Annotated in this window: 7 protein-coding genes; 1 reads left to right on the top strand and 6 read right to left on the bottom strand. The window is 27.4% G+C overall.

The genetic code is table 11. From position 1 onward, the window contains the following. The 4 genes from NEH74_RS10500 to NEH74_RS10485 form a co-directional block, all read right to left on the bottom strand. On the bottom strand, positions 1 to 466 hold a 466-nt coding region (locus tag NEH74_RS10500; protein ID WP_262941352.1), incomplete at its 3' end, for a hypothetical protein. Between the two features lie 20 nt (positions 467 to 486). Next, entirely contained in the window at positions 487 to 879 is a 393-nt protein-coding gene (gene tnpA / locus NEH74_RS10495; protein ID WP_262941351.1) for an IS200/IS605 family transposase, read from the bottom strand. 193 nt (positions 880 to 1,072) lie between these two features. Continuing rightward, positions 1,073 to 1,222, bottom strand: coding sequence for a hypothetical protein (locus tag NEH74_RS10490; protein ID WP_262941350.1), 150 nt, complete (start codon positions 1,220 to 1,222; stop codon positions 1,073 to 1,075). Between the two features lie 229 nt (positions 1,223 to 1,451). After that, on the bottom strand, positions 1,452 to 2,021 hold the full coding sequence (locus tag NEH74_RS10485) for a hypothetical protein (protein ID WP_262941348.1): 570 nt from the start codon (positions 2,019 to 2,021) through the stop codon (positions 1,452 to 1,454). Positions 2,022 to 2,240: 219 nt separating this feature from the next. Here NEH74_RS10485 and NEH74_RS10480 point away from each other — a divergent pair, with 219 nt between their 5' ends. After that, positions 2,241 to 2,621, top strand: coding sequence for a helix-turn-helix domain-containing protein (locus NEH74_RS10480; protein WP_262941347.1), 381 nt, complete (start codon positions 2,241 to 2,243; stop codon positions 2,619 to 2,621). A 1,421-nt stretch (positions 2,622 to 4,042) separates the two neighbouring features. Here NEH74_RS10480 and NEH74_RS10475 read toward each other — a convergent pair. Beyond that, positions 4,043 to 4,180 carry a hypothetical protein gene (locus NEH74_RS10475; protein WP_262941346.1) on the bottom strand — a complete coding sequence of 46 codons (138 nt, stop codon included), beginning with the start codon at positions 4,178 to 4,180 and terminating at the stop codon, positions 4,043 to 4,045. Positions 4,181 to 4,285: 105 nt separating this feature from the next. Beyond that, positions 4,286 to 4,867, bottom strand: a complete 582-nt coding sequence (locus tag NEH74_RS10470; protein ID WP_262941345.1) for a recombinase family protein — start codon at positions 4,865 to 4,867, stop codon at positions 4,286 to 4,288. Positions 4,868 to 5,099: the final 232 nt, after the last annotated feature.

Genomic DNA, 5,099 nt, shown 5'->3' with positions numbered 1-5,099 from the left:
ATGAACCACCGTTTGATGTTGGTGGAGTTGGCTCTGGGGTCGGTGCAACTACTTTTTGCGGCTTAATTTCAAAATTCAAGCGACCTAAAACTTTTTCTGATACAGCCTCAGACCATTCTTCATTGTATTCAACTAAAACAATTTCATAATAACCTGTTCCCACTTCACGTTTCCAAATAGGAAGCTGAATTTCTAATCTTCCACCTGAAAAAGGATAGTTATTAATCTGCTCTCCATTAAAATATACGTCAATCACATATTCATATTGACCTGTTGCTGGAGTTTTACCTGTTAAGAATACATATCCACCCTCGGATTCTTCTAAGTAAGCCGTTGTACGACTTAGACTAAAATCACTAATTGTTGCATTTGGATTAGCATGAGCAACCTCGCTTTTCGTAAATCCAACGATCACCATAGCAAATAAAGATAACATAAGATTTTTTAAAGCTCTTTTTCTCAACATTTTAAATTCCCCTTAATCTACTATTTTTTAAATTCTTTTTGAATATATTCACTGATTTGGTGTTCAAGATGATTCGACATTGTCGCAACAAAATAACTTGGTTTCCACAACGATCCATTCATACCTAATTCGGGATTACTTTGAAGTAAAAGTCTTGCTGATACCCCTTTCAAGGCTTTAATCATGGTTGGAATCGATTGTTGCGGATTACAACCTATGCAAAGGTAAACCGAATCTGTTGCAATTTTAATCTCAACAATCTCAAATCCATTATCATTAGCGATCTTTTGGATAATTTTTTGAAGCAAATCTTCAACACCATGTAAAGATATGATTTCTCTATATTTAACACACCAAACGATATGATATTCAATCGAATAAGCATATCCTCTTCCATAGTTTATTGTTTTCATAAAAATTACCTCCTTAACTATATATTACCACCAAAAATAACATATGTCAATTTTTTTACTATAATTTTTATGATAAAAACAACTTATTTTTAAGTTATCCACAAGTTCATATATCCAAGTTGGGGAGCGTATGTAAAATGTAATCACTCCTTTTTCATAAAAAAAACTATATCTTCATTGATATAGTTAATTATTATTTTTCATTTGGGTCAAAACTAGAATCAACAATCGGAATTAACATCTGATATTGTTGATCTGAAATAATGCTATTTGACTTTAATTCATCTAATAGCTTGATTGCTTCAATTACATCAGCATTTGAATAAGATAATGCACAAGACATATTATCTCACCTCCTCTCAATTCTCTACAATAACATATTAACATGATTTATATGACTTTTATCATCAATCTTTTAATCATAATTTTAATCATACAATTCATCAATCTTTTAATCATAATTTTAATCATACAATTCATCAATCTTTTAATCATAATTTTAATCATACAATTCATCAGTCTTTTAATTAATAGTGGAGTATTAATTAAAAGACTAGATCATGCGATCTAGTCTACATTATAGCTTCATCTAAATAAGCATTCACGAAATTCTGTGTAGCAACTTTTTTTAATCTTGTTAAAGTAGCAGACGATAAAAATTGTAAATGAGAAGTCATTAATTTAGCATCTGAATATTTTTCAAAAAAAGAATAATATAGAACTTTTCTTTCTGTTTGTTGCAACGAATTAAAGACTTTTTCAAATAATCTATAATCATTTATAATATTAGTTTTCTGTTCAATAACTTTCAATAATAATTCTTCTTGATTATTTTTTATATTTGTATTTTGTGATTCTGAAACTTCACAATTACTTGTAATTTTAATCTGTATAGACTGATCTATCTTAATAATCAATTCACTTAAATCAAGTTTATGTTCAACAAACTTAATTGAACTTTTAAATGTTTGAGCCATAATATTAATATCTGTTATTTTTTCTAACATAATTTTCTTCGATTCCATATAGTCAATCCTTTCATCTTTCACTATTCCAAGAGCTATTAAATCATCTAAAAATTTATTATTAATATTACTACACTTTAAAATCATTAACACTTCTCCTTTACCGACAATTTCCACCAAAATAAACCATAAATCTCCAACTGATATTAGTCTAACATGATGAAAATACATTTTCAAGGAAAAAGTTCTGTAAAATAAAACATTTATTCAGTGTTCTAAGAAAAAAGTTCTATTTTACAGCTGTAGTTGCAATTATATAGATTTTTTTTTCTATATTACTGAATAAATGTATATAATAATTATATGAACTATTCATAAATTCAAGGAGGTTTTATCATGACTTCTAAAGAAGTTGTTACTACACCATCAGTAATAGATGTATTTGGTAAAAATTTAAAATTCTATCGTAAAAAAAAACAATTAACTATTGCTGATTTAGCAAATAAATTAAATATTGGAAAATCGACAATATCTAGTTGGGAAAATGGAAAACACTCTCCAGATATAGAAATGATAAATACAATTGCTGATATCTTAAATGTATCAGTAGATACTTTATTAGGTAGAAATAAAAATAAAAATATACGAATCATTAATGGATCTAATAGTATAGATACAACAACTGATTACTTATACCACATATTAGACCGACTAAACCTATCAAATATAGATGATATAACAGATATTAAAATTACATTTGAATTAACCAAAAAATAAAAATTAACAGAGAATCTAGTATCTCATATTACTAGATTTTTTTATCTCCCATAATATGCCCTATTCCTTATACATCCACTTAACATTTCATTTATCCACAACCTAATACAAAGAAAGGAAACAGCCTGTTCTAAGGCATACTTCTCCCTAGTGAACTTTGTGAAATTTTTCTCAAATGTTTTTTTTAAATTAAAAAAAATTGGAAAAACTAGATAAACTTTTCAAACTTTTTGTTCTAAGTCTATACTCTATACCTCTGTGAAGCCCTAACCGTCAATTGTCCATTAGAACTCGATCAACTATAATCTTGTCACGTATGACTGAATTATGAATGCCTATTTAAGTTCTTCAACGTTCATAGACACGTCCATCTTTGAAGTATAGTCCCACCTTTCGGTCTGACTGCCTTCCTATATTTTTGAGCGACTAGCTTTATACGCCTAGTATTAACGATTGTGAGTTTACACGCTCTCTATATCTCTAAAGGTTTACACCACGACATAGGATTTATAGTCTATCATACGACTAAAGTTTGAGGTTTTTTAGGTCAAACTTATAAAAACACCAACTCACTGATTACGAATAGACTTCGAGAGGGTTATACTTTGGCTCTATCACACCACTATTTGCTATTCCTGTATCAAATCACCCAAGATACACTCATCAGCTTATTTAATTATCTGAATTAATAAAAAAGTCCTTTTAATCACTAGGATCAAAAGGACTTCCATTATAGTTTCTCATGATTTTATCACTATTTTCCAGTAAAAAACTTCAACTTAAATTTATATAAAAATACTCTAAAAATCATACTTTTATGCTTGTCTTTTACCTACAATAATAGTATAATGAAATCACGAGGTTTACTTCTAATAAAAATCAAACTTTGGCGAGGGAGATTTTATCAGAAGTCCTTTTTTTTTATCTCATGAATTTATATTTAATTTTAAAATAATTATTCTAATTATCGAAGTTAGTTATTAAAATATTACTACTAACTTATCTATTAAAACTATAACTTTCTTTTTACAGTTTTGCAAGAAAAAAATACAAAAAATCAGAATTTTGTGTATAACTTCGTTAATCTTGTCACATATTAATAAGTTATCTTTCTAATAAACTACATAAGAAAAAGAGCTTTAACCGAGAAGAAATATAGGGGAAAAGCTCTTTTTTGTTAATATCTCCATGTTTTATTCTATCTTTTTGCAAATTCACCTCATATGTATACATTTTTTTCATTTGTCGAATATTGAAAAAAAATATAGGTGATGATAAGATGAAAATGAATTGATAAATAATTCAATTCTTCTTTTTTTACATCTATATCTAGGATCATTGACCTCTATGATGTTTATGTTCCGACAACAAGAAAAAAGCTACAAAATAATATTTTGTAGCTTTTTTCTATTGATTTTAAATTAATAACCTTGTTTTATGAAATCAATAGAATACTTTTGACTACCTACCCCTTTTATTAAAGAACTAATAGAGGGATTTTTCTTTATCGCTGCTTTTTTTGTATAACTTAGAAATTGTTTAGTTACTTTCTTTTCCATATCATCACCCATTAATAGTATAGAAACTTACGATTAGTTTATTCCCTCGCAGAGAACTAGGTTATTTTTAGTTACTTTTCACATAAAAAAACAAGACTTAAACATTTAGTCTTGCTTTTTTTCCTCATCTTTTTGTAATTCATATTCTTTTAACAGTTTATCTAATGTAGGTCGAGAAATATTTAATTGTCTTGCCATTTCCGCTTTGCTAATCATTCTAATACGATATTTCTCATAATATTCATCTAAATTATCTATTTTAATCTTCTTTCGTCCTTTATATTTTCCTTTAGCTTTGGCTAAAGCAATTCCCTCACGTTGACGTTCTAATAAATTAGCACGTTCAAACTCATAGATCGCCCCAATCATAGTTAGCATAAGTTTTCCCATTGGGGTGCTGCTATCAATATGCTCTTTATTACTAATTAGGTTTACTTCTTTTTGATTCAAATACTCAACAATTTCTAATAAGTCTTTTGTATTCCTCGCTAGTCGAGATAAATCATGAATAATAATCGTATCACCATCTCGAACATAATCTAACATCTCTTGTAACTTAGGACGATCTTTATTTTTAGCACTCATTTTCTCTATGAATATTTTTTCAACTTCATGTTTTTTCATAGTGACTAGCTGACGTTCCTCATTCTGATCTAAAGCACTCACTCTAACATAACCAATTTTCATTTTATCACCTATAATAATAATTATTACATTGCTCTTGGAGAGATTGATCATTTTTTTGGCATATTGCTCCTGAATAATTTTAACTTTACAATTTATAATAATAACTATTACTTTTATTAAAAAAATAGAATTAAATATACTTTTACAAATAGTAAATTAATTAAAATATAATTCTATTTTAACACATTTGTACTAGGATAAAAAATGTAAATATAGGGTGTACTTTAAATTT

The sequence above is a fragment of the Turicibacter sp. GALT-G1 genome (assembly GCF_025594995.1).
GTDB lineage: Bacteria > Bacillota_I > Bacilli_A > MOL361 > Turicibacteraceae > Turicibacter > Turicibacter bilis.
This window is presented reverse-complemented; position numbering and strand designations above follow the sequence as displayed.